General features: G+C 57.2%; 20 protein-coding genes, 1 other RNA gene and 2 pseudogenes. 16 read left to right on the forward strand and 7 right to left on the reverse strand.

Annotated features, from left to right (window positions below):
- Positions 1 to 49 precede the first annotated feature (49 nt).
- A complete protein-coding gene (smpB, locus tag AC1Q9F_RS09410; RefSeq protein ID WP_007953781.1) occupies positions 50 to 532 on the forward strand; it encodes an SsrA-binding protein SmpB in 483 nt (160 codons plus the stop codon).
- A gap of 50 nt (positions 533 to 582) precedes the next feature.
- Here the strand turns inward: smpB and AC1Q9F_RS09415 are convergent, their stop codons facing one another.
- Positions 583 to 1,350, reverse strand: coding sequence for an FCD domain-containing protein (locus AC1Q9F_RS09415; protein ID WP_007953782.1), 768 nt, complete (start codon positions 1,348 to 1,350; stop codon positions 583 to 585).
- A gap of 262 nt (positions 1,351 to 1,612) precedes the next feature.
- Between AC1Q9F_RS09415 and AC1Q9F_RS09420 the strand changes: the two genes are divergently transcribed.
- The 8 genes from AC1Q9F_RS09420 to AC1Q9F_RS09455 all read left to right on the forward strand — a co-directional run bounded on the left by AC1Q9F_RS09420 (position 1,613) and on the right by AC1Q9F_RS09455 (position 10,667).
- A complete protein-coding gene (locus AC1Q9F_RS09420) occupies positions 1,613 to 3,307 on the forward strand; it encodes a lactate permease LctP family transporter (RefSeq protein ID WP_492619492.1) in 1,695 nt (564 codons plus the stop codon).
- 150 nt (positions 3,308 to 3,457) lie between these two features.
- Positions 3,458 to 4,282 (forward strand): (Fe-S)-binding protein, encoded by an 825-nt coding sequence (locus AC1Q9F_RS09425; protein ID WP_492619491.1) that lies wholly within the window; start codon positions 3,458 to 3,460, stop codon positions 4,280 to 4,282.
- Entirely contained in the window at positions 4,279 to 5,733 is a 1,455-nt protein-coding gene (locus tag AC1Q9F_RS09430) for a LutB/LldF family L-lactate oxidation iron-sulfur protein (RefSeq protein ID WP_096818796.1), read from the forward strand. Before AC1Q9F_RS09425 ends, AC1Q9F_RS09430 begins: the two co-directional genes overlap by 4 nt.
- Positions 5,733 to 6,404, forward strand: coding sequence for a LutC/YkgG family protein (locus AC1Q9F_RS09435; RefSeq protein WP_492619490.1), 672 nt, complete (start codon positions 5,733 to 5,735; stop codon positions 6,402 to 6,404). Before AC1Q9F_RS09430 ends, AC1Q9F_RS09435 begins: the two co-directional genes overlap by 1 nt.
- The gene (locus AC1Q9F_RS09440) at positions 6,401 to 9,223 is read left to right on the forward strand and encodes an FAD-binding and (Fe-S)-binding domain-containing protein (protein ID WP_492619489.1); all 2,823 of its coding nucleotides are present in this window, start codon (positions 6,401 to 6,403) and stop codon (positions 9,221 to 9,223) included. The genes AC1Q9F_RS09435 and AC1Q9F_RS09440 overlap by 4 nt, the downstream gene beginning before the upstream one ends.
- A gap of 130 nt (positions 9,224 to 9,353) precedes the next feature.
- On the forward strand, positions 9,354 to 9,632 hold the full coding sequence (locus AC1Q9F_RS09445) for a PA2433 domain-containing protein (protein WP_007953788.1): 279 nt from the start codon (positions 9,354 to 9,356) through the stop codon (positions 9,630 to 9,632).
- A 95-nt stretch (positions 9,633 to 9,727) separates the two neighbouring features.
- Positions 9,728 to 10,117, forward strand: a transfer-messenger RNA (tmRNA) gene (ssrA, locus tag AC1Q9F_RS09450).
- 67 nt (positions 10,118 to 10,184) lie between these two features.
- Complete coding sequence (locus AC1Q9F_RS09455; protein WP_492619488.1) at positions 10,185 to 10,667, forward strand: isochorismatase family protein; 483 nt, start codon at positions 10,185 to 10,187, stop codon at positions 10,665 to 10,667.
- Positions 10,668 to 11,864: 1,197 nt separating this feature from the next.
- On the opposite strand, the gene AC1Q9F_RS09460 is transcribed toward AC1Q9F_RS09455, so the two are convergent.
- On the reverse strand, positions 11,865 to 12,197 hold the full coding sequence (locus tag AC1Q9F_RS09460) for a helix-turn-helix domain-containing protein (RefSeq protein WP_492619487.1): 333 nt from the start codon (positions 12,195 to 12,197) through the stop codon (positions 11,865 to 11,867).
- A 100-nt stretch (positions 12,198 to 12,297) separates the two neighbouring features.
- Positions 12,298 to 13,197, reverse strand: coding sequence for a DNA adenine methylase (locus tag AC1Q9F_RS09465; RefSeq protein WP_483316924.1), 900 nt, complete (start codon positions 13,195 to 13,197; stop codon positions 12,298 to 12,300).
- A gap of 67 nt (positions 13,198 to 13,264) precedes the next feature.
- On the opposite strand from AC1Q9F_RS09465, the gene AC1Q9F_RS09470 reads away from it, so the two are divergent.
- Together AC1Q9F_RS09470 and AC1Q9F_RS09475 are read left to right on the forward strand one after the other, a co-directional pair.
- Positions 13,265 to 13,483 carry a helix-turn-helix domain-containing protein gene (locus AC1Q9F_RS09470; RefSeq protein WP_483316923.1) on the forward strand — a complete coding sequence of 73 codons (219 nt, stop codon included), beginning with the start codon at positions 13,265 to 13,267 and terminating at the stop codon, positions 13,481 to 13,483.
- Complete coding sequence (locus tag AC1Q9F_RS09475; protein WP_492619486.1) at positions 13,473 to 14,336, forward strand: DUF7687 domain-containing protein; 864 nt, start codon at positions 13,473 to 13,475, stop codon at positions 14,334 to 14,336. The genes AC1Q9F_RS09470 and AC1Q9F_RS09475 overlap by 11 nt, the downstream gene beginning before the upstream one ends.
- A 41-nt stretch (positions 14,337 to 14,377) precedes the next feature.
- On the opposite strand, the pseudogene AC1Q9F_RS09480 reads toward AC1Q9F_RS09475, so the two are convergent.
- Positions 14,378 to 15,689, reverse strand: a pseudogene (locus AC1Q9F_RS09480) (IS4 family transposase).
- A gap of 304 nt (positions 15,690 to 15,993) precedes the next feature.
- Between AC1Q9F_RS09480 and AC1Q9F_RS09485 the strand changes: the two are divergent.
- Positions 15,994 to 16,362 (forward strand): DUF6124 family protein, encoded by a 369-nt coding sequence (locus AC1Q9F_RS09485; protein WP_375745347.1) that lies wholly within the window; start codon positions 15,994 to 15,996, stop codon positions 16,360 to 16,362.
- A 94-nt stretch (positions 16,363 to 16,456) separates the two neighbouring features.
- On the opposite strand, the gene AC1Q9F_RS09490 is transcribed toward AC1Q9F_RS09485, so the two are convergent.
- Positions 16,457 to 17,035, reverse strand: coding sequence for a GNAT family N-acetyltransferase (locus tag AC1Q9F_RS09490; RefSeq protein ID WP_492619785.1), 579 nt, complete (start codon positions 17,033 to 17,035; stop codon positions 16,457 to 16,459).
- 155 nt (positions 17,036 to 17,190) lie between these two features.
- Here AC1Q9F_RS09490 and rimJ point away from each other — a divergent pair, with 155 nt between their 5' ends.
- Together rimJ and AC1Q9F_RS09500 are read left to right on the forward strand one after the other, a co-directional pair.
- Complete coding sequence (gene rimJ, locus AC1Q9F_RS09495; RefSeq protein ID WP_492619485.1) at positions 17,191 to 17,778, forward strand: ribosomal protein S5-alanine N-acetyltransferase; 588 nt, start codon at positions 17,191 to 17,193, stop codon at positions 17,776 to 17,778.
- 68 nt (positions 17,779 to 17,846) lie between these two features.
- Positions 17,847 to 19,280: an ArnT family glycosyltransferase gene (locus AC1Q9F_RS09500; protein ID WP_492619484.1), complete on the forward strand. Its 1,434-nt coding sequence runs from the start codon at positions 17,847 to 17,849 to the stop codon at positions 19,278 to 19,280.
- 65 nt (positions 19,281 to 19,345) lie between these two features.
- Here the strand turns inward: AC1Q9F_RS09500 and AC1Q9F_RS09505 are convergent, their stop codons facing one another.
- Positions 19,346 to 20,167, reverse strand: coding sequence for a phosphatase PAP2 family protein (locus AC1Q9F_RS09505; RefSeq protein ID WP_492619483.1), 822 nt, complete (start codon positions 20,165 to 20,167; stop codon positions 19,346 to 19,348).
- Positions 20,164 to 20,835, reverse strand: coding sequence for a lipopolysaccharide core heptose(II)-phosphate phosphatase PmrG (gene pmrG / locus AC1Q9F_RS09510; RefSeq protein ID WP_492619482.1), 672 nt, complete (start codon positions 20,833 to 20,835; stop codon positions 20,164 to 20,166). The genes AC1Q9F_RS09505 and pmrG overlap by 4 nt, the downstream gene beginning before the upstream one ends.
- A 378-nt stretch (positions 20,836 to 21,213) precedes the next feature.
- Between pmrG and AC1Q9F_RS09515 the strand changes: the two are divergent.
- A pseudogene (locus AC1Q9F_RS09515) lies at positions 21,214 to 22,140 on the forward strand (methyl-accepting chemotaxis protein); the annotation flags it as partial.
- A 144-nt stretch (positions 22,141 to 22,284) separates the two neighbouring features.
- Positions 22,285 to 22,998, forward strand: a complete 714-nt coding sequence (locus AC1Q9F_RS09520) for a methyl-accepting chemotaxis protein (protein WP_371850997.1) — start codon at positions 22,285 to 22,287, stop codon at positions 22,996 to 22,998.
- The last annotated feature ends 233 nt before the right edge of the window (positions 22,999 to 23,231 follow it).

Genomic DNA, 23,231 nt, shown 5'->3' on the forward strand with positions numbered 1-23,231 from the left:
CAGCATCACCGTAGCCGACAGCCGTTTATCTCCATATAATGCCGCCCCTATGGCTAAACAGAAGAAACACCCAACAGGGACCATCGCGCAAAACAAAAAGGCGCGACACGATTACTTCATCGAGCACAAGTTCGAGGCTGGTCTGGTCCTGGCCGGCTGGGAAGTAAAAAGTCTGCGGGCAAGCAAACTGCAACTGGTCGACAGTTACGTGTTGCTCAAGGATGGCGAAGCCTGGTTGCTCGGCAGCCACATCACGCCTCTGATGACCGCCAGCACCCACGTCATTGCCGACCCGGTGCGTACCCGCAAATTGCTGCTCAACCGCCGCGAGCTGGACAAGCTCGCCGCCGCCGTGCAGCAAAAGGGTTACGCCTGCGTGTGCCTGTCCTGGTACTGGAGCAAGCACATGGTCAAGTGCGAGATCGCACTGGGCAAAGGCAAGAAGGAATACGACAAGCGTGATACCGAACGCGAACGCGACGCCGGTCGCGAGTTGCAGCGTGCGGTGCGCAACAAGGGCAAGGAAGACTGATTCTTCTGCCTGAATGACCGTTCCCGCGCCCGGCACGGGAACGGTCATGCTTACATCCCTTTGCGTCGCTCGGCGCGAGCCATGCGCTGCACTTCCTGACGCACCTCTTCCAGCACTTCCTGCACATACAAAATGTGTCGGCTGGACACTTCACGCGCCTGTTCCGCGCGCCCTTCGATAATCGCCAGATACAATTCCCGATGCTGTGTGATCAGCATGTCGCGGGTTTCCGTGCGCTGCTTGTACATGCCACCGATGTTGGTCACCACGTTGCGCTTGAGCAGATCGAACAGCCCGCGAATGGTGTGCAGCAACACCGCGTTATGACTGGCTTCGGCAATCGCCAAGTGGAATTTCGCATCCGCCGCGCCCTCTTCCGCCCGGCTCACTTCATCGTGACGCGAATAGCAGTCCTGTAACTCTTCAAACGCAGCCGTCAGCCGCTCGCGGTCCACATCGGTGGCGCGCAATGCCGCGTAATAGGCACACGATGCCTCCAGTGTGTGGCGAAACTCCAACAGATCGCGCTGCGCTTCGGGATTGCTTTCCAGCAATTGCAGTAGCGGATCGCTGAACGTCGAACCGAGACTTTCCACGACATAGTTGCCGCCGCCCTGCTTGCTGACCAGCAAGCCCTTGGCCGCGAGTTTCTGAATCGCCTCACGCAACGATGGCCGGGAAACGCCGAACTGTTCCGCCAGTGCCCGTTCGGCCGGCAGACGTTCGCCGGACTTCAGCGTGCCCTCGAGAATCATTCCTTCCAGTCGCTCGACAATGTCGTCAGACAAGCGGCGCTGACGTATCTGATCAAACCCCATCACTCAACTCTCCACCATCCCGACCGCTCGCCGGGCTCTCTATTCTGGCCTATCGACGCGTTGCCGACACCTGCCAGATGACACTTGGGCGACCGGATCAGATCGAGCTCTGCACCGGTGATTCGACAAAAGTTTTAGGGCGGCAAATTGACACACCGATATCAAGGCTTTTACCCTAGCCAACAGCGATTGTAAATTGGTCTTACCAATTAACCAAGAACGCTGACAGTGCCTGACCAACAACAATTAGGGGCCACCCCATATGCAAACCTGGCAACAGCTCTACAGCCCGCTCGGCAGTCTCGGCGTGTCCGCGCTCGCGGCCGTCATCCCCATCGTTTTCTTCTTTCTCGCCCTGGCGGTGTTCCGCCTCAAAGGTCACGTGGCCGGCACCATCACGCTCGCCCTGGCTATCGCCGTGGCGATCTTCGCGTTCCAGATGCCGGTCGACATGGCGTTCGCCGCCGCCGGTTATGGCTTCGCCTATGGTCTGTGGCCGATTGCCTGGATCATTGTGGCGGCGGTGTTCCTGTACAAACTGACGGTCAAGAGCGGTCAGTTCGAGGTCATCCGCAGCTCGGTGCTGTCGATCACCGATGACCAGCGCCTGCAGGTGCTGCTGATTGGTTTCTGCTTCGGTGCATTCCTCGAAGGTGCCGCCGGTTTTGGTGCGCCAGTGGCGATTACTGCTGCGCTGCTGGTGGGACTCGGCTTCAACCCGTTGTACGCCGCAGGCCTGTGCCTGATTGCCAACACCGCACCGGTGGCGTTCGGCGCACTGGGGATTCCAATCATCGTGGCCGGACAAGTCACCGGCATCGATGCGTTCAAGATCGGCGCCATGACCGGCCGCCAGCTTCCGCTGCTGTCGCTGTTCGTGCCGTTCTGGCTGGTGTTCATGATGGACGGTCTGCGCGGTGTGCGTGAAACCTGGCCAGCGGCGCTGGTCGCAGGCTTGAGCTTTGCCGTCACCCAATACTTCACTTCGAACTTCATCGGCCCGGAACTGCCGGACATCACGTCGGCCCTGGCCAGCCTGATTTCGCTGACCCTGTTCCTGAAGGTCTGGCAGCCGAAACGTGCCGCCGGCCAACACATTGCCGGTGCTGTTTCAGCTTCGGTGGTAACTGCCAGCGTCGGCGGTTTCGGTCAGAAGCGCACCACCGTCGCTTCGCCTTACAGCCTCGGGGAAATTTTCAAGGCGTGGTCGCCGTTCCTGATCCTCACCGTGCTGGTGACCATCTGGACCCTCAAGCCCTTCAAGGCCATGTTCGCCGCCGGCGGCTCGATGTACGCCTGGGTGTTCAACTTCGCGATTCCGCACCTGGATCAACTGGTGATCAAGACCGCGCCGATCGTTGCCGCCCCGACTGCAATCCCGGCCGTGTTCAAACTCGATCCGATTTCCGCGACGGGCACGGCGATTTTCTTCTCCGCGCTGATCTCGATGCTGGTGCTGAAGATCAACTTCAAAACTGGTCTGACCACTTTGAAAGAGACTTTCTACGAACTGCGCTGGCCGATTCTGTCGATCGGCATGGTGCTGGCCTTTGCCTTCGTCACCAACTATTCCGGCATGTCTTCGACCATGGCTCTGGTACTGGCAGCAACCGGCGCGGCGTTCCCGTTCTTCTCGCCGTTCCTCGGCTGGCTCGGCGTGTTCCTGACCGGTTCCGATACCTCGTCCAACGCCCTGTTCAGTTCGCTGCAAGCGACCACCGCGCACCAGATCGGGGTCAACGACACCCTGCTGGTGGCGGCCAATACCAGCGGCGGCGTGACCGGCAAGATGATTTCGCCACAATCGATCGCCGTGGCCTGCGCCGCGACCGGTCTGGTGGGCAAGGAATCCGATCTGTTCCGCTTCACCCTCAAGCACAGCCTATTCTTTGCCACGATCGTCGGCCTGATCACTTTGGCTCAGGCCTACTGGTTCACCGGCATGCTGGTGCATTAAGACTACAAGCGACATGGAAATAACCGACGCCGGTTCGTGATTCCGGCGTCAGCAATTCACAACCCGGTCTGTAAGGCTGCTGAAAGCAACGCGCTCTATATTCGGCAGCCTCAACAGACGGATAACCGGGCCCACCCGGAGACACGCCTGATGAGCGAGCTTTTTTACAACGCTGTGCCCAACGCCACTCGCGTCGCACCGCCACTGCCCGAACCCCGGCAATACCCCAGCGAGAAACCGTCGCAGGTCTACCTGTTCGGCACGTGCGTGGTCGACCTGTTCTACCCGGAAGCCGGGATGGACGCGATCCACTTGCTGGAACGCGAAGGCATCCGGGTCGACTACCCGCAAGGGCAGAGCTGCTGCGGACAACCGGCCTACACCTCGGGTTACACCGAGCAGGCACGGACGGTGGCGCGCTCGCAACTGGCGCTGTTTGCCGGGGACTATCCGGTGGTGGTGCCGTCGGGTTCGTGCGCCGGGATGATCCGCGAGCATTACGCCGACTTGTTCAAGGACGAGCCGGAAACGTTGAAACAGGTTCAGGCCCTCGCGGCCCGCACCTATGAGCTGGCCGAGTTTCTGCTGTTCGTCTGCAAGGTGCAGCTCAAGGACAGCGGCGAGCCGGTCAAAGTGGCGCTGCACACTTCGTGTTCGGCGCGACGGGAAATGAACACCCACCTGCACGGCCGCGAGTTGTTGGCGCAGTTGAGCAACGTGGAACGGGTCAATCACGACCATGAAAGCGAATGCTGTGGCTTCGGTGGGACCTTCAGCGTCCGTATGCCAGACATTTCCGGCGCGATGGTGGCTGACAAGACCCGAGCGTTGAAGGAATCCGGCGCGCATCAGGTACTCAGTGCCGACTGCGGCTGCTTGATGAACATCAACGGCTCGCTGGAAAAACAGAAGGAAGCGCTGCGCGGGCAACACCTGGCGAGCTTTCTTTGGCAACGAACCGGAGGTGCGCGATGAGCACTTCCACGATTATTCCTACGGTTGCCGTAGAAGAAGATTTCCGCACCCGGGCACACAATGCCCTGGGCGATTCGCAGTTACGGAACAACTTCCGCACCGCGATGGATTCATTGATGACCAAGCGGGCAGCGGCTTTCAGTGATGCCCACGAAAGAGAACACTTGCGTGAACTGGGCAATGCGATCCGTGCCCGCGCGCTCTCCAAGTTGCCCGACCTGCTCGAGCAACTGGAACAGAACCTGACCCGCAACGGTGTGACAGTGCACTGGGCGGAAACGGTGGACGAGGCCAATGGCATCGTCCTTTCGATCATCCGCGCTCATGAGGCGCGGCAAGTGATCAAGGGCAAATCGATGGTCAGTGAAGAGATGGAGATGAACCATTTCCTCGAGGCTCGGGACATTGAATGTCTGGAGTCCGACATGGGGGAGTACATCGTCCAGCTCGACCACGAGAAGCCTTCACACATAATCATGCCGGCAATCCACAAGAATGCCGGTCAGGTCGCGTCCTTGTTCCACGACAAACTTGGCGTGGAATACACCAAGGACGTTGACCAACTCATTCAGATCGGTCGCAGAGTCCTGCGGCAGAAATTCTTCGAAGCGGACATCGGCGTCTCCGGTGTCAACTTCGCCGTGGCCGAAACCGGCACCCTGCTGCTGGTGGAAAACGAAGGCAACGGCCGCATGACCACCACCGTGCCGCCGGTGCACATCGCCGTCACCGGCATCGAAAAGGTCGTGGAAAATCTGCGCGATGTGGTGCCGCTGCTGTCATTGCTGACACGCTCGGCGCTGGGCATTCCGATCACCACCTACGTCAACATGATCTCCGGACCGCGCAAGGAACACGAACTCGACGGCCCGCAGGAAGTGCATCTGGTGTTGCTCGACAACGGTCGCAGCCAGGCGTTTGCCGACAGCGAACTGCGTCAGACATTGAACTGCATCCGCTGCGGTGCGTGCATGAATCATTGCCCGGTCTATACCCGCGTCGGCGGCCATACCTACGGCGAGGTTTACCCCGGCCCGATCGGCAAAATCATCACCCCGCACATGGTTGGTCTGGCGAAAGTCCCGGATCACCCGAGCGCTTCTTCGCTGTGCGGAGCCTGCGGTGAAGTGTGTCCAGTGAAGATTCCGATCCCCGCACTGCTGCGCCGCCTACGCGAAGAGAACGTCAAAGCCCCCGACAGTCCTCATCAAGTAATGCGCGGCCAGGGCAGCAAATATTCGCGCAAGGAACGCTTCATCTGGAACGCCTGGGCGAAGCTCAACAGCTCGCCGACCTTGTATCGACTGTTTGCGTTTTTTGCCACACGCCTGCGCGCGCTGACGCCAAATAATGTCGGCCCTTGGACACAAAATCACAGCGCGCCGAAACCCGCCGCCCGCTCATTGCATGACATGGCTCGCGAACACCTGGCCAAACAAGGAGACCGTTGATGAGCGCCAAGCAAAACATCCTCGGCAAGTTACGGAAAAGCCTGACCGGCACCACGCCGATTGCCGACAACTTCGACGTCGATCTGGTGACCCAGCCTTACACCTACAGCGCCGAACAACGAATCCCGCAACTGCGCAAACTGATGGAAGCAGTGCACACCGAAATCCACCTGACGTCCGCTGATGCGTGGCCGGCACTGCTGGCGCAATTGCTGCGCGACCGCCAGTTGCCAAGCCTGCTGATCGCACCGACTACGCCCCACGGGCAACGGATCACACAACACTGGGCGAACAATTCTGATCTGCCGACGCTGAAGTCCTACGACCGGCCGATGGAAGAGTGGAAAGCCGAGTTGTTCAACGACACCCCGGCCAGCCTCACCGGCACCCTCGGCGCGATTGCCGCCACCGGCAGCCTGATTCTCTGGCCAACCCGCGAAGAACCACGGCTGATGAGCCTGGTACCGCCGGTGCATTTTGCCCTGCTCAAGGCCAGCCAGATCCGCGACAACTTCTATCAGGTGCAGCAGGAATTCGAGTGGGCGCAAGGCATGCCGACCAACGCGCTGCTGGTGTCCGGCCCGTCGAAGACCGCCGACATCGAACAAGTCCTGGCCTACGGCGCCCACGGCCCGAAAGACCTGGTGGTCTTGATCCTGGAGGACCAATGACCTTACCGGCGACTTTCCTGCGCGATGCGCAGCAACTGATTCCTGCCGAGCGTCGCTTCGACGATCCGCTGTCGACACTGGCCTTCGGCACCGATGCCAGCTTCTACCGGTTGATTCCGCAACTGGTGATCCGCGTAGAGTCCGAAGATGAAGTGGTGGCACTGTTGAAACTGGCCCAGCGCGATCAGGTCCCGGTGACCTTCCGCGCCGCCGGCACCAGCCTGTCCGGCCAGGCGATCAGTGATTCGGTGCTGATCGTGCTTGGGGATAACTGGAACGCCCGGGAGATCCGAGGACAAGGCACACAAATCCGCCTGCAACCGGGCGTGATCGGTGCCCAGGCCAACGCATGGCTCGCGCCATTCGGACGCAAAATCGGCCCGGATCCCGCCTCGATCAACGCCTGCAAGATCGGCGGCATCGTCGCCAACAACGCCAGCGGCATGTGCTGCGGCACTGCGCAAAACACCTATCACACGCTGGCCGGGATTCGTCTGGTGCTGGCCGACGGCACACGTCTCGACACCGAAGATGCCGCCAGCGTCGAGGCGTTTCGAGTCAGCCACGGTGAATTGCTGGAACGTCTGGCAACATTGGGCCGCGAGACCCGCGCCAATGCCGAACTCGCCGCGCGAATTCGCCACAAATACCGTCTGAAAAATACCACCGGCCTGTCGCTCAACGCCTTGGTGGATTTCGATGAGCCTGTGGATATCTTGAGCCACTTGCTGGTCGGTTCCGAAGGTACGTTGGGTTTCATCAGCGCGGTGACTTACGACACAGTGATCGACCACCCGAACAAGGCGTCGGCGCTGATCGTATTCCCGGACGTCGAGACCTGCTGCAACGCCGTCACCGTTCTGAAAAGCCAACCGGTGTCCGCCGTGGAACTGCTCGACCGCCGCAGCCTGCGCTCGGTCCAGAATAAACCCGGCATGCCGGCTTTCGTACAGCAGCTGTCGAACAACTCCTGCGCTCTGTTGATCGAATCCCGCGCCGCCTCTTCCACTTTGCTGCAGGAGCAACTGGCGCAGATCATGGCTTCGCTCAGCGGCTTCCCGGTGGAAAAGCAGATCGACTTCACCGAGGACCCAGTCGAAAACGCCCGCCTCTGGGCGATCCGCAAGGATACCTTCCCCGCCGTCGGCGCCATGCGCAAGACCGGCACCACGGTGATCATCGAAGACGTGACCTTTCCGGTGGAACAATTGGCCATCGGCGTGAACCGTCTGATCGAGCTGTTCGACAAACATCACTACGACGAAGCGATCCTTTTCGGACACGCGCTGGAAGGCAATCTGCACTTCGTCTTCACCCAAGGCTTCAACAGCCCGGAAGAAGTCGCACGCTATCAAGCGTTCATGGACGACGTGGCGCAACTGGTGGCCGTGGAGTTCGGCGGTTCGCTGAAGGCCGAACACGGCACCGGGCGCAACATGGCGCCCTTCGTCGAACTGGAATGGGGCAGCGACGCCTATCAATTGATGTGGCAGCTCAAACGCCTGCTCGACCCCAACGGCATTCTCAATCCGGACGTGGTGCTCAGCGAAGATCCACAGATCCACCTCAAGCACCTGAAACCGCTGCCGGCGGCCGACGAGATTGTGGATAAATGCATCGAGTGCGGTTTCTGCGAGCCGGTCTGCCCTTCGAAAGGTCTGACCCTGAGCCCGCGCCAGCGCATCGTGATCTGGCGCGATATTCAGGCGCGAAAGCGCGCCGGAATCGACACCACCGAACTGGAAAAAGCCTACGAGTACCAAGGCATCGATACCTGCGCCGCGACCGGTTTGTGTGCGCAACGCTGCCCTGTAGGCATCAACACCGGCGAGCTGGTGAAAAAGCTTCGCGGTCGTCACGCCACGCATACGAAAACCGCCAATTTGATCGAAGGAAATTTCGCCACCACCCTGCAAGGCGCGCGTTTCACCCTGCATGTGGCCAACGGTGCGCGGATGTTGTTGGGAGCACCGCGCCTGGCGAAGCTTTCGGCCACCCTGACGCGGCTGTCCAAAGGTCAGGTGCCGCTGTGGACCAACGCGATGCCGCAGCCGGAAAAAGCCATTCGCTTCAGCCCGGCCGTATCGGATGAACGCCCGCGCGTCGTGTATCTGGCGGCCTGCGTCTCGCGGGTGATGGGGCCGGCGGCGGGCGACAAGGAGCAGATGTCGCTGTACGACAAAACCCGTGGCTTGCTTGAGAAAGCCGGTTATCAGGTGGTGTTCCCGGACAATCTGGACAACCTTTGCTGCGGCCAGCCCTTCGCGTCCAAGGGCTATGCCGAACAGGCCGAACACAAGCGTCAGGAGCTGATCGGCGCATTGCTCCAGGCCAGTCGCGGCGGGCTCGATCCGATCTATTGCGACACCAGCCCCTGCACGTTGCGGCTGGTGCAGGATGTGGTAAATGTTCGCCTGGATCTGTATGACCCTGTGAGATTCATTCGTACGCATCTGATGGATCGTCTCGAGTTCACTCCGCAGGAGGCACCGATTGCCGTTCACGTGACCTGCAGCACTCAGCATCTTGGGGAAAGCCAGGCGCTGATCGACCTGGCGCGCAAATGCAGCAAGACAGTGGTGATCCCGGAAGGCATTCACTGCTGCGGTTTCGCCGGCGACAAGGGTTTCACCACGCCGGAGCTCAACAGCCACTCGCTACGTACCCTCAAGGATGCGGTGCAACAGTGCAGCGAAGGGATTTCCACCAGCCGCACCTGTGAGATCGGTCTGACGCAACATGGGGGAATCGACTACCACGGCCTGGTATATCTGGTGGACCGAGTGACCCGGGCCAAAGCCCCGGCAACCGCCGTCTGAAGAAAAATAGAACCCTTGCGAGCGACCGCAGTCCACAGAACAGGCCCCGAACAATCGGGGCTTGTCCTCCATTCGGTTGCCCGTCCTGACGGCCAGCGAAGTCTGGATCCCTCAGTTCAAGGAGATTCATATGAAACGTTCTGTACTGTTAGGTCTGTTCGTTACTGCCTCGATGATGGCGTCTGCTTCGTTCGCCGCCGACAAGCCCGCCGATCTGTGCGATGCCAATCTGCAAACCATCAACAACGCCAAGGCGCAGGCAATGGCCTCACCCGACCTGAATCAACGGGTAGAAGCCAGTGTGCAGAAGGCCCAGGCACTCAAGGCCCAGGGCAAGATCGACGAATGCGTGGCTGAAACCCAGCAAACCATTCTGGAAATCCGCAAAACCAGCGGAACCAATAACTGATCGAAGCTCAGGCCAACCTTCGGGTTGGCCTTGTGAGCCGTTTGGCGTACACTGCGCAGGCTTGTTGCTCACAAGATTCACAGAGCACCAGGCTCGGGGCCGTTTAGGATTCGACGCCGGTTGCGAAACTCTAGGTGCATGCCGACTTGGTAACAGAAGTCGTAAATCCACTGTTGCAACTTCTTATAGTTGCCAATGACGACCAATACGGTGCTGCTCTCGCTGCTTAATTGCAGCTGACATGCACTCCTGGTACCTTCGGGTCCAGCAATCATCAGGGGATGTCTGTAAACCCAAAATGATTGTCATATAGAACAGAATCGCCGTGCAGTACGTTGTGGACGAAGCGGCTAAAACTTACACAACTCGCCCAAAGCACCCTGCCCGTCGGGTCGCTGAGGGTTAACTTAATAGACACGGCTACGCATGTAGTACCGACAGCGGAGTACTGGCGGACGGGGGTTCAAATCCCCCCGGCTCCACCAACTCTCAACGACAAGGCCCGCCCAGTGCGGGCCTTGTCGCATCTGGAGATTCATCCCGGGAGACCTCATGCGCCAGGCACTGCTGATCATCGACGTCCAACCCAGCTTCTCCCCGCCGCAATGGCTGATCGACGGCATTCAATCGCTGATCGGCAAACTGCCCAGCGCCGCCACAGTCGAGCGCCATGACGAGAGCCGCACACCCTTCCAGCGTCAGCTCGGCTGGCACCCGACAGCGGATGACGACAGCCTGATCGCCGCAGACTGCATCTTCATCAAATACGGCTACGCGCCCTCCCCGGACACAATCGAATACCTGAAAAGCCTGAATCTGGATCGCGTGTTGGTCTGCGGCCTGCAAACCGAAACCTGCTGCCTGGCTGCCGGGTTTGCGTTGTTCGATGCCGGTTTGCAGTCGACGTTGCTGACGGATCTGACGGTGGGTTCGTCGCTGGATCGTTCTGGCGGGCTGGGGGTGCGGTTGTGGGAACATCACTTCAAGCACACGCTGACATCGAGTGAACTCCGCTCCTGTCTGCAGGCGTCCTAAGAAACCTCCCTCAGTACGCGTCGATTTTCATGTACTGCTTCAAGATGCTTCCTAGCGCTCGCCTTCGCGCTCCGCTGCAAGCCGGCAGATGGTTTACCAAAGGAATTTGCCGGGAGCCTGAAACCATGGAGCCTCGTCATGAAAAAAGACACCCGAAGCCTGCATGATCAAACACCGCCTCACGAAACCGAATCGAAAGAACCGGCTGTGCTTGCCCAGCCTCAGGAATACGTGAGAAAGCCGCGTCGAACCCTGCCTTTAATGAGATTTTCTCCGTACGCACCGACGTGCACACGGCCACTCTGCTGACCCATACCTGCGAAACCCTGGCGGAGCTCAGCTACCAAGGCGCTGGCACATAAGTTGGGGCGAGTGAGTTATCACATCCTGAAGTAAAAACAGCCTTTTGATGCCAGACGCTGTCTCGCCTAAAGGACGAATCAGATGATGGTCGGTCAACCAAAAGGGACTGGGCACGAACCACTAAATCAGAGTGGCGACCGGCTGTCACTACCTGAGTGTGTTGTAACCTAGTCGTCTACTAGGTGAGCTAGCCGGGACTGGACGTGTGGTTTGCACAAGCCACAGTTCTGCGACACGTTTTGGACGCATTGGCGGCACTAACCTTTCTCTGGGGTAGTTAACTGCCAGGGCGATGCTGGTCGTATCGTTACCGCTTGATCCAAATGGGTGTCTGGCACGACTCGTTCATAGCCAATGAAGAGGAAACGGGTTCAACCGATCAGGCTAAAGAGCACACCCTGCAGTTGAAAACTGCGGGGCGCGGTGGCTTTTAACCTTGGCCTTGGACCGGCTAATGGGTGCCCCATTTTTCTGTGCCGTTTTTTATCAGCGCTGGCCTACTCAGCAGTGGCGGCTCGGTGGGATAACTATGCGTCATCTAAGCTACCTGAGACACTCTCCCGCAATCCCCCCTAATAATGGGGCCCTGTAAATGCTTTTTTGGGGGGGAGGATGGAAAAAAATGATTAGAGAATCAGTAGCCCACAAAACCTCACTATGTTTGCTGGAGGCGCCCGACTTTGTATTCATCAGCGTGACCGTGTGATGACAGCCTCTTTCGCTTGGAAACGAGAATGCCACGCAAAAGTAGGTTCGTATGTGCTTGTGGTCAAATTTATGTTGGTGATCTAGTAACAATGCCCATGTGCGACCAGAGCATGGTGGCGGACTCCTTCAGATGAAACCAAATTCTGTCATTTTCTTTCGAAATGTAGCCCTGCTAATACCTAATACTTTCGTCGCCAAGCTCTGATTCCTTCCGCAATGCTGAAACACAAAGCTAAACAATTCACGCTCAACTTCACCAGTAACAACTTTGTAGATTCCACCACTTGGAATCTCACCATCAAGAATTTCTAGATAACTAGCCACAGCCAAAAAAACTGAATCTCTAAGATTTACATTATGCATAATCAACTCATACTTAATATTATAAGCCAACAATAATCTGTCTTTTAACACCTGCAACTCAACTGGCTTACCATTAATTTGAAATCGCTTTAGCATCGCTATATCGACCTTGACAAATCTAATCTTCAAGCGGGCTAGCACGCCCGCATGAAAACACGCTTATAAAAGACCTATCAAAATTCATTTAGAAAATTTCTTAGTACGTCAGTAGCAATCGATCTGTAACCAAGTGCCCTTCTAAACTTTTTCCGTCCATTTGAAATCGCTTCAGCATTGAACGACCAACGTTTATGAACACTTCCTGCTTAAACAATCCTTCAGGCACATCCACATCACATAGCTTTTTTCCGGAAAATTTCGTTCCATCAATACTCAACGCAACATAAACACCACGACGCTTACATTCATCTATTTTATTGAGCAAGCGACTGAGAGAAAAGGACTGAGCACCATATAAAATCGCCTGACTATCAACATAGGGTGGGTCGCAATAAATCAAATCACCTCGTTCTGCCTTATCCATCGACTCTTCAAAATCACACAAGATGAATTCAACACCTTTTGTTCTCTCGCTCCACAAATCAACTCTTTGAGAAAACTTTTCAGGCGGCATAGGGTTGTGTGCCCCGCAAGGAGTGGACATAAAACCATCTTTTTTACGGAATCTCACTACCCCGCCGTAGCAGGAGCGAAGTATAAAAACGAGATCAGCCCCGTTAGGATTGGAATTATAAGAGTCCAGAACTTTTTTATATGCTTCTTTTTTTCCTAATACAGCTATTAACTCATGTCGATCCTGATACCATTTTTTAAGCGACTCTTTGTCACTATGCAACGCTGTCCAAATTTCTACAAGCGGGGGGAACACGTCACTTGCTATAGCCTTGGTTGGATTTAAAGTTCCGAGGACACCCCCACTCCCCAGAAACGGTTCAAAATATGTGCCGTAATGCTCAGGAAAATAACTAATAATATCTTCAGCTTGTTTTTGCTTATTCCCTACCCACTTCAATAGTTGGCTTTTGAAAGCTTTGGACTTAAGAGGCAGGCTTTTCAGTTCCTCTGCCTCAAAAAAATCTCGTTGTATTTGCCCCAATTTGGCGCCCCTATCATGATCAATATTCTGATTTTGAATATCCTACCAGATATTTTATATTCAGTAAATGGCCAAAACTCATAGATATCACTTACTTCTTCGCCAATATCGCCTTGAGTCTGGAATTACTCAAGCGCAACTCGCTGAGCGAATTAATGAAACACAATCGTTTGTTAGTAAGTACGAGAGTGGTGAACAGCGATTAGATCTATATGAGTTAGAAAGAATTTGCGATGCCATTGGGGTGCCGCTAATGGATTTTATAGAGAAATATCTTGAAAGCTGATATCCGTTTTCTTAGCCAGACTAGAGAGTTCTGGGCTAATGTTCGCACTATTAGCCAGGAAGTCGGCTATACAGATAGAACCAGTAAAACCATTCTCATACCCAACCGACAGCAACTACACAAAGCTTTCAACAAACTGAATCTATCATTTGCTCACATTGAAGACCATTGCGGAAACCTTACACAATTTGGTGAAGTATTGATCGACTACTTCACTTACCGCTCTGAGGTATTGAACAACGTTGTTCGTGGGAATTTGATGAACAAAGAGCAAGCGCAAGAGGCCTTCAATAAACTTTATGACAAGCTTCGACCTACTTGCCCGCTACCTCTGAACAAGCAGAAGGCCGAAAAGAAAAATTTTGCATTCCTTACTGGCATGGTTAATATGCTAGTTGAAGAAAATATCGGATCGCACAGTTGCGACTACGACCCAAGAAGCTTGACCACTGTTACTCACAACCGCATGCCTCTGAGAACCCTTTCACGTAGGGTAGATGGAGCATTTCCGGCAGTAATTAATCCCATCGCCATATGGGAAATCAAAGAATATTATTACACGACCAGTTTCGGCAGTCGTGTTGCTGACGGTGTATATGAGTCTCTATTAGATGGCATGGAACTCACCGAGTTAGAACAAGCAGGGCATCAGCGAATTCATCACATGTTAGTAGTCGATGACTACTATACGTGGTGGGAATGCGGCCGCTCTTATCTGTGTAGAATCATTGATATGCTGCACATGGGGTATATCGATGAGGTAATTTTTGGCCGAGAGGTGTTTTACAGGCTTCCTGTTCTTGTTAGGGAATGGAGACAACAACTTGAGGCGCGCCAAGCATTCATGCGTTAATATTTTTTCATATAAAAACCCGCCAAATGGCGTAATGCTGTTCACTTAAGCGGAACAGCCTTTCGGTCTACCGGAAATTGGTTTTTTGCAATCTTTACCGCCCTTGGCCTCGAAGGCCTCGGGCGGTGATCCAGAAACATTCCTCCAACACCCGTTCTGAGCTCCGCCAATCGTCTAGCCGTCGCGGAGATCGGGTTGGCTGCCGCCATCACGATCAACTGAACGGCAATGTACTGACACGCCGGCTTGAAGCGAATGGTCGATGGCGCTCGACCAAAATCGACTGCCGCTTGGCTCGTCTCCCGACGAATCATGTTGTAGGCCAGCCCCCCCAAGCTTGCTGGTAAACCAGATCGATCTTCTTGCTGCGCAAGGTGACGACATTCTGCTGCACCGAGCTTTTGATGTCTCTGAAACCCATTTCGATTTTCCATCGTTCCTGATAGAGCTTGGCACGGCTTTTCCAATGTAAGTAGCGGCATGTAACGAGGTCAGCACTGTTTTCAGTTTGCCCTGCACTTCGTAGCCGACCTCACGCACCTCCCACTATGTCGGCACTTCCGGATTTCGCTTTTTTTGCCTGCTGCGACACTTTCATGCGTACAAGGCGATCGTTTTTGCCGTAACGAATCACTTCTTCGCTGACCAGATTCTTGCGTGCCGGGGTCAACCAATGGCGATTACGCCCTCAATTGCTTAGACCGAGCATCAATTCAGCACTCCAAAAAAAACCCTGTAAAACAGGGTTGTTGAATGGTCGGGGATCTGCTGCAGGAACTCATCAGTCAAACGCATTTCGCTACGTCGATAAGGACTCAGTTGAGCATCCAGAACCTCGTGCGAGCGCACATTCATCAAGGCGACCATACGCATCAAGGGAAACGGGGTCTGGCGTTCGGACGGAGTGTTTCCTGAACCGATTACGCAGCTCCGGTGTATCTGCCGTGCGCAGCACGCGCACCGTCCACAGCAAACACTTGCAACCCCTGCCAGGCATCATCGCTCGCGGTAACGCTCGCTGCCCCATTGATTGCCGGTTTTGCGAAACAGCCACTCGACAGGATTAGCTCCAAGCCGCTTGCGCGGTTCGGTCACGCCGCTGCGGGCGAGCAGATGATCTGTTGCCAAACCCTGGGCGCAGATATTCAGTCGTCTGGCGACTTCGTGCACAGGTTCGTCACGAAATAGCGCCATGCCCAGCACAAGCCAAAGCACTTGGTCTGCAGGCAGTCGACGACGTCTGATACTGGCCTGGCTGGAGAGCCCCAGAGCCGATGCCACCCATTCAATAGGTATGTTCTGAGTAAAGGTGCTCAGATCTGAAAAGTTGAAGAGATCGCCGAGGTCGAGCAGATACTATTGAACAGACATAAAAAATCCGATGCCAGATATCTGGCATCGGATTTTCTAAGAACCCCGACAGTGGTTCAAATGCTTAAGTGAACAGCATTACCCCCAGTGCGGCCCTTGTCGCATCTGCAGTCCCGCATCCGAACAACACCTCCACCCAACGTCCTAGGAAATTTCCCGCAACCCGCGTCGACTTCCATGAACTGGTTCAAGATGCGTCCAAACGCTAGTCTTCGCGCTCCGCTGCAACCCGGCAGATGGTTTACCAAAGGAATTCGCCGGGAGCCTGAAACCATGGAGCCTCGTCATGAAAAAAGACACCCGAAGCCTGCCTGATCAAACACCGACTCACGAAACCGAATCGAAAGAGCCGGCTGTGCTTGCCCAGCCTCAGGAGTACGTGAGAAAGCCGCGTCGCACCCTGCCGTTCAACGAGATTTTCTCCGTGCGCACCGATGTGGACACGGCCACTCTGCTGACCCATGCCTGCGAAACGCTGGCGGCGCTGAACATGGTGACGGCCAATATCGCCGATGATTTCACGGGCTCTCAACGCAGCCGGTTGCTGGCGATCCGGCAGCTGTCGATCATGACCGAAATGCTGGTCAATCGTGCCGTGGAGAACCTTGATCCGGTGAATCTGGTGCCTCGTACGACGGCGCCTGTCGTGCACTGAAAACGACCGCTCGTCGATGACGCAAGTCGTTCATCGACATGAACTTTTCTTCACCCCGGCGGCGGTGATGGCCGTGTACATTGCCCTCGCTCATTCAAGAAACTACGGTTCGCCCGCGCTCCTGCGGGCTTTTTTTTGCCCGGGATTTGGCGGCGAAGCGATACACATACGTGTCCTGAACGCCGTGTTGCTCCGAATGCCGGGCCCGAGGATGAACCCTGATCAACAAGAACCCTGCAGTAGCGGCCAAATGCTGACTGCGCAAATTGGCGGAAGACGTGGTCAGGTAAAACGTGGCATCGGGAAATCGACCCAGCAATTGAGTCAGCGCGGCTCGCAGATACCCCTTACCCGAATGTTCGCTGTTAGCCCAATAACCGACGACGTAACGATTACGCCCCCGCGGTTTCAGGCCGATGCAGCCGATGATCGCCGCCCCGTCGGCAGCAACGATAAAAAACCTGCGCTCGCCGGTTTCGCTGTCGAACTCATCACGGGCCTTGAGCAACGACTCCAGCGCCTGTTCCTCGGTCGTGTGCGCACGGGCCCAGGACAAAAACTCCGAATGCTCCGGATAGCTGACGTTCAGCGCTTGCTGAAACGCAAGGTACAACGCCGGATCCGGGGATCTGACACGCATTGATTCGCCCCCCGCCATTAACGCAAACTCCATCGTATCCTCCTTGAAAACGCCTTCGCGCACGACAAGCCATACCTGACTGTGCAGCGAACGCCGCAAATTTATAGAACGAGTCAAACCACCCGCGATTTGTGTTTTCCTGCCCACCGGGCAATTCTGGTGATCAACCCCGAGACCCGGAGCACCCGATGCCGCTGCTGACCCTGCCCTGTCAACGCCTGACGCTCGCGGTACTCGACCCGGATCAGGCGCCGCTGGAAAGCGCGTTCTACCAGCGCAATCAACGTCACCTCGCGCCGTGGTCGCCGATTCGTACCACCGATTACTTTTCCACCGAACAGATCCGCCGACGCCTTGAAATACAGGCCAGCGCCTTCGAAGCCGGGCTGGCGGTGCATATGGCGTTGCTGACCCCGGACGGCGAGCAGATGATCGGCGCCTGCAATTTCAGCGGGATCATCCGCGGTGCGTTTCAGGCGTGTTATCTGGGTTATCACATCGACGAAGCGCATCAGGGCAAGGGTTTGATGCAGGAAGCGCTGGAGGCGGCCATCGCCTATATGTTCGACACCCAGAACCTGCACCGGATCATGGCCAACTACATTCCCGGCAATGAACGCAGCGGCCGGTTGCTTGAGCGCCTTGGATTTGAACGTGAAGGTTATGCCAAGGCCTATCTGAACATTGCCGGGCGCTGGCAGGATCATGTGCTGACGGCGCGGGTCAATCAGAGTTTTGAAACGCCGGAGCAACGCTGGTCACGACCGCTGTCCTGACGTTCACAAATTATTAAGGATTGGCCGCGTAAGCTCGGGTTTCCGCTCACTTCCGGTTGCCTGAACCCATGTCGCGTGCCGCCTCTTCCCTGCTTCTGCTTGCCGCTCTGCTGTTCTTTTTCGCCCTTGGCAACCATCAACTGCAAGGCTCCACCGAGGCCCGGGTTGCGGGCATTGCGATGGAAATGCATTTGGACAACGACTGGGTGACGCCGCGTCTGTTCGGCGAGCCCTTCCTGGAAAAACCGCCCCTGAGCCTGTGGCTGGACGCCGGCGCCATGCGTGTTTTCGGCGTCTCGCCCTGGGCGGTGCGACTGGCGTCGGCGGTGGCCGGGTTGCTCAGCGTGATGCTGCTGTACGCCATGTTGCGCCGATTTGAACGCCCGAAGGCCATCGCCTGGACGGCGGGGATTCTGCTGGCGACCATGGCCAGTTACTGGAGCAACGTGCGTGGGGTCGGCGAGGATGCGTTGCTCGCACTTGGCGTGACCACCGCACTGTTGGCGTTCTTCCAGGCGCAGCGAGCACCGACTCCAGGCAATTCGTTGCTGTTTGTAGCCGGGATCGCCATCGCCACGCTGAGCAAAGGCGTGCTCGGTCTGGCGATGCCGGGGGTGGTGATTTTCGCTTATCTGCTGGCCGACAATCTGATGGACAAGCGCTTCAAACTGACTGAGTGGTTGCGACCCGGTTTGTTGACAGCGCTCGGGCTGATCCCGCTGCTGATCTGGCTCGCGGTGCTTTATCAGCACGGCGGCGCACAGGCAGTCAGAGAAGTCTTGCTGACCAACAGCGTAGGACGTTTCAGCGGATCGTTCGTCGAAGCCGGGCACTATGAGCCGTTTTACTACTACATCGCCAAACTGCCCGAAGCGTTCCTGCCCTGGAACATTCTGGTCTATCTGGGGCTGTGGCACTTCCGTAAACAATTGAAGGCCAACCGTTACCTGCTGTTTTTCAGCCTGTGGATAATCGCGCAGTTCATCCTGCTGACCCTGGCTTCAAGCAAACGTACGGTTTACCTGATGTCGATGACGCCCGCAGCGGCAGTGATTGCAGCGGAATATGCGGGCGTGCTGTTCGACAGGTTGAAGGATCACAAGAATGGTTTTGTCGGACGAATCGCCCGCCATCGTCAGACAGTGGCGGCGGGGATACTGACGGTGGTCATCGCCAGCTACCTTGGCGCCGCGCAATGGGCGCTGCCAAATGCCGATAAACATCTGTCGTTCCTGCCGCTGACCGAACACATCCAGTCCCTGCAAGCGAACGGCAGCCAGGTCGCACTGTTTCAAGCCAACGAACGGGTCGGCGGCGCCAGCGTGTTCTATACCCGAAGCGTCCTCAAGGGCCTGGATACCGATGCGCAGCTACGGGAATTCCTCAGTGCATCGCCATCAAACATCGCCGTGATCTCGGGAGACAGCGAACCCGTCGCCCCGCTGAAAGTGCACAAGACCATGATGGTCGGGCGTCAGGCGTATTACTTCGTGGGCTATTGAAACCACCAAAGCACAAACGAAAAACCCGCCGGTGATGGCGGGTTTTTCATTTCAGCGGCGAGGACTCAGAGAGAAACCTCAGGCTGTGCGCCGAACACCTTCCGCTCACGCTTGCTCAACACCGGCAACTCCAGACGAGCCCGTCCGTAGAACGCCAGCGCCGTCAGCAAACACGCCAGCCACACGAAGATCCCGGCCCAGAACGTGTGGGACATGTAGTGCCAGCCCTGTAGGACTCGCGTAGTGCCGTAGACAAAACCGAGAAGCAGCGAGCCCCACAGCAACGCGCTGGAAAAGCGCCATTGATAACGACGCGCCACAAAATACAGCGCCAGCATGGTGAAACCACCGGAAGCATGGCCGCCCGGCCAGCAACGCCCTGCACCCGCTTCGTGGAACAGCTGGAAATTGTTGTACCACTCGATGTGCGGCATCTTTCCGCCGTACAGCGTGGTTTCGATCGGGCAGTAAACGCTGGTGTGCGACTTGAGGAAGTGAATCACCCCGGTGCAGACCGCGAAAGCCACCACCACAAACAGAAAATCCCTACGGTGATTGGCGGCAAAACGCAGCACCGGCGCGACTTTGCAGCGCTCGAGAAAACCGCCCAGACGCGGATGTTTTTGCGGTTTCACCAACGGCCAGACAAACGACAACATCGCGCCGATCAAGGCGATTTCCGCCGTCCAGTTCGGAATGATCCGCGCCCACTTGTGGGTCAGTTTTTCGAAGAAGTGGATCTTGTCGAGCGGGAACGATTGGCTCAGTGGATCGAACAGCAGATTGCTGAACGCGATGTCGATACGGGTCATGTCGAACATCAGGAACACCAGCGCGGCACACAGCAGCGGGATGCCGAAGTTGTAAGCGTAAAAGCGGGATTTCATTGGGTGGTCACCGTGCGCCAGTCGGAGGCTCCAATGAAGCCGAGCATCTGTGGGGCCGCCGGGCTGGCGGCGGAAACAAACAGCGATGCGCCGTACCCGAGGGTCGAGGCCGGCACCTTGAGGTCTTTTTCCAGCTGCGCCATGCATTCGCTGTGGGTCACCAGAATAAGGTTGCGGCCCGGGACTTTGTGCGCGAGCGCGTCCTGCAGCATCCGGCCCTTGCAACTGATCAGCCAGTCTTCGCCGGTCGCGGCCTTGTTGAACATGTAGCCGGCAGTCTGCACCGTGCGCATCATCGGGCTGTTGTAGACGTCGGCCTTGTCCAGACCCAACTGCTCGAACTGCGCGCCGACGCTCACCGCGACACTGCGCGAACGGTCGGTGATGCCATCGTGGCCGCTCAGGCACGGGGCTTTCGAGTGGTCGCAGCGCTCGACATGGCGTACCAGCACGATCATCTCGCCCTTGTCCCAACCATCCTTCAGCGCCTGCGCCCCGGCCACATTGCCGTGGGCAAGGTCAGGCACCGCCGCCGGGGCGAGCAGCCACAGGGTCAGCGGAATCACCAGCGCCGACGCTGCCAATACCACCCAGGTGTTTCGAAAACGGGCCAGACCGCTCAGATCAATCGAGCGCTTGACGCCGAACAGACTCAGTCGCAATTCCACAAAAAGCCGCCATCACTTGTCATTCGATGCGGCGAGGTTAAAGAGCACGGCGTGGGCAGCCAGTGAAACCCATGTGAAAAAAGTCTTGGAGGCGCTTGTTACAAATTCCGTAGGACAAAATCCTTTCAGCTATCGGATTTGCGGCCGATACAGTCCTGCTAACACCCTTGCTGGCTCAAAAAAACAACAATCTTCCAGCCTGACCGACGATCAAGACGCACAACGTTTTCTGGAGGATTTGTGATGAATAGCTGGTTCGGCAACATCAGCGTTAACCTGAAACTGGGGCTCGGATTCGGCCTCGTCCTGGCCCTGACCTGCATCCTGGCGCTCACTGGCTGGACCAGCCTGGGCGGCCTGATTGACCGCAGCAACTGGATGAGCGACATCACCCAGCTCAACGCTGGCCTGACCAAACTGCGCGTGGTGCGCCTGCAATACATGCTGACCAACGGCGACGAAACCGCCGCGCAGAACGTGCAGACCACCCTCGACGGCTTCGCCGCGCAACAGCAAGCGCTGATCGGGAAATTCAAGAGCCCGGAAAACGTCAAACTGCTCAAGGAGCAGGCGGCGACCATCGCCGAGTACCAGACGTCCCTGAACAAGATGCGTAACGCCTACCGCACCGGCAACACGGCGCGCGACACCATGGCCGCCAATGCCGAGACCGCGTACAACCTGATCGAATCGATCAGCGCCCGCGTCCAGCAGATGGACATGAGCGAACAGCGTTTCGAGCAGTTCCAGGCCATCACCGCCGCCAAGGAAGCCTTCATCCTGGCGCGTTACGAAGTGCGCGGCTACACCGCCACCACCAACGCCGAGACCGAGCAGAAAGCCGTCGGCCAACTCGACGTGGCCATCGCCAGCCTCAAGCAGCTGAACGTGCATTTCGCCAGTTCGCAGCAGGACGCCCTGCGTCAGCTGGAAACCGCGCTGACCAACTACCGCAGCGCCTTGCAGGCCTTCAAGAACGCCAACACCGATGCGGTGCAGGCGCGCAAGGAAATGACCGATCAGGGCGCGACCATCGTGACCCTGAGCGAGCAGCTGTATCAGATCCAGCTCGACCGTCGTGACATCGAAAGCGCCCAGGCCCGCACCCTGCAACTGATCAGCACCCTGCTGGCCTTGCTGGTGGGTGTCATCGCCGCGTTCATCATCACCCGTCAGATCACCCGTCCGCTGCAGGAAACCATGGCTGTGGTCGACCGCATCGCCAGCGGCGACCTGAGCCACAACGTGATCGTCACCCGCCGCGACGAACTTGGCGTGCTGCAACAAGGCATCGCGCGCATGGGCGTGACCCTGCGCGACCTGATCAGCGGCATCCGCGACGGCGTGACTCAGATCGCCAGCGCTGCCGAAGAACTGTCGGCCGTGACCGAACAGACCAGCGCCGGCGTGAACAGCCAGAAGGTCGAGACCGATCAGGTGGCCACCGCGATGCACGAAATGACTGCCACCGTGCAGGAAGTCGCGCGCAACGCCGAAGAAGCCTCGCAAGCTGCAGCCGCCGCTGACGGCGAAGCCCGCGAAGGCGACAAAGTGGTGAATGAAGCCATCGCCCAGATCGAGCGTCTGGCCAGCGAAGTGGTGCGTTCCACCGAAGCCATGAGCGTGCTGCAACAGGAAAGCGACAAGATCGGCAGCGTCATGGACGTGATCAAGGCCGTGGCCGAACAGACCAACCTGCTGGCCCTCAACGCCGCCATCGAAGCCGCCCGTGCCGGTGAAGCCGGTCGTGGTTTTGCCGTGGTCGCCGACGAAGTCCGTGGCCTGGCCCAGCGCACCCAGAAATCCACCGAGGAAATCGAAGGCCTGGTGGCCGGTCTGCAGAACGGCACGCAACAGGTTTCCGCCGTGATGAACAACAGCCGCGCCCTGACCGACAGCAGCGTCGCCCTGACCCGCAAGGCCGGCGACTCCCTGGAAAACATCACCCGCACGGTGTCGAACATCCAGTCGATGAACCAGCAGATCGCCGCAGCCGCCGAACAGCAAAGCGCCGTGGCCGAAGAAATCAGCCGCAGCATCATCAACGTTCGTGACGTGTCGGAACAGACGGCGGCGGCGAGTGATGAGACCGCCAAGTCGAGTGTTGAGCTGGCGCGGTTGGGTGGGCAGTTGCAGCAGATGGTTAGCCATTTCCGCGTGTAAGAACTGCACACGAAAGCCGATGTACAAAGAAGGGCAGCTGAAAAGCTGCCCTTCTTTTTTGTCCTGAAATTGCCATCTTCGGGAATTGGATGACGCGGTCTGAAACGCAATTACACACGCTTGGTCATGGGTGTTTAAGGACACGCTGTGATACGTCCCGAAGCCCACAAAACCTTGCGCCGTTGCCTACGGCTACGCCAGAATCCGCCGGCTTGTGCGCCTTGGGCTGGCTG

The organism is Pseudomonas sp. GW823-FHT04A03 (genome assembly GCF_058796615.1).

What these genes read in the sequence shown, in the direction of transcription:
- AC1Q9F_RS09430 (WP_096818796.1), top strand. Translation starts at nt 4,279, where the DNA reads ATGAGCACTTCCACGATTATTCCTACGGTTGCCGTAGAAGAAGATTTC.
- AC1Q9F_RS09500 (WP_492619484.1), top strand. Translation starts at nt 17,847, where the DNA reads ATGTCGCGTGCCGCCTCTTCCCTGCTTCTGCTTGCCGCTCTGCTGTTC.
- AC1Q9F_RS09440 (WP_492619489.1), top strand. Translation starts at nt 6,401, where the DNA reads ATGACCTTACCGGCGACTTTCCTGCGCGATGCGCAGCAACTGATTCCT.
- AC1Q9F_RS09455 (WP_492619488.1), top strand. Translation starts at nt 10,185, where the DNA reads ATGCGCCAGGCACTGCTGATCATCGACGTCCAACCCAGCTTCTCCCCG.
- AC1Q9F_RS09460 (WP_492619487.1), bottom strand. Translation starts at nt 12,197, where the DNA reads ATGCTAAAGCGATTTCAAATTAATGGTAAGCCAGTTGAGTTGCAGGTG.
- AC1Q9F_RS09470 (WP_483316923.1), top strand. Translation starts at nt 13,265, where the DNA reads ATGGCCAAAACTCATAGATATCACTTACTTCTTCGCCAATATCGCCTT.
- AC1Q9F_RS09520 (WP_371850997.1), top strand. Translation starts at nt 22,285, where the DNA reads ATGCACGAAATGACTGCCACCGTGCAGGAAGTCGCGCGCAACGCCGAA.
- AC1Q9F_RS09420 (WP_492619492.1), top strand. Translation starts at nt 1,613, where the DNA reads ATGCAAACCTGGCAACAGCTCTACAGCCCGCTCGGCAGTCTCGGCGTG.
- AC1Q9F_RS09415 (WP_007953782.1), bottom strand. Translation starts at nt 1,350, where the DNA reads ATGGGGTTTGATCAGATACGTCAGCGCCGCTTGTCTGACGACATTGTC.
- AC1Q9F_RS09485 (WP_375745347.1), top strand. Translation starts at nt 15,994, where the DNA reads ATGAAAAAAGACACCCGAAGCCTGCCTGATCAAACACCGACTCACGAA.
- AC1Q9F_RS09445 (WP_007953788.1), top strand. Translation starts at nt 9,354, where the DNA reads ATGAAACGTTCTGTACTGTTAGGTCTGTTCGTTACTGCCTCGATGATG.
- smpB (WP_007953781.1), top strand. Translation starts at nt 50, where the DNA reads ATGGCTAAACAGAAGAAACACCCAACAGGGACCATCGCGCAAAACAAA.
- AC1Q9F_RS09435 (WP_492619490.1), top strand. Translation starts at nt 5,733, where the DNA reads ATGAGCGCCAAGCAAAACATCCTCGGCAAGTTACGGAAAAGCCTGACC.
- AC1Q9F_RS09490 (WP_492619785.1), bottom strand. Translation starts at nt 17,035, where the DNA reads ATGGAGTTTGCGTTAATGGCGGGGGGCGAATCAATGCGTGTCAGATCC.
- rimJ (WP_492619485.1), top strand. Translation starts at nt 17,191, where the DNA reads ATGCCGCTGCTGACCCTGCCCTGTCAACGCCTGACGCTCGCGGTACTC.
- AC1Q9F_RS09425 (WP_492619491.1), top strand. Translation starts at nt 3,458, where the DNA reads ATGAGCGAGCTTTTTTACAACGCTGTGCCCAACGCCACTCGCGTCGCA.
- AC1Q9F_RS09505 (WP_492619483.1), bottom strand. Translation starts at nt 20,167, where the DNA reads ATGAAATCCCGCTTTTACGCTTACAACTTCGGCATCCCGCTGCTGTGT.